This window comes from Methylophaga sp. UBA1464 (assembly GCF_002325665.1).
Classification (GTDB): Bacteria; Pseudomonadota; Gammaproteobacteria; order Nitrosococcales; family Methylophagaceae; genus Methylophaga.
Genome location: NZ_DCSO01000083.1, coordinates 5,915 through 6,182 on the forward strand (window position 1 = coordinate 5,915; position 268 = coordinate 6,182).

Consider the following 268-nt stretch of genomic DNA (forward strand, 5'->3'; position numbering starts at 1 on the left):
TAGTTGGCCATAGAGTAGGCGCGAACCACGTTTTCTTTCACCACGGATTTGTAACGCCACATATCAAAGCGATCCCAATCCGGACGATATTCATCGGCGATGATAAAGTTTTTGTATTCCACCGTATGTGGCGGACATTCAATCTGAATAAAACCACCGGCACGGAAGTTAACACTTTCACCTTCAGGTAATTCAAGGATCAGCTCTTTAATAAAAGTGGCAACATTATCATTGGAACGAACCGTGCATTCCCACTTCTTCACGCCGA

At 44.4% G+C, this 268-nt stretch carries 1 pseudogene; it reads right to left on the reverse strand.

Annotated features, from left to right (window positions below):
• Positions 1–268 (reverse strand): annotated as a pseudogene (locus tag B3O33_RS10465) (NADH:ubiquinone reductase (Na(+)-transporting) subunit F); the annotation flags it as partial.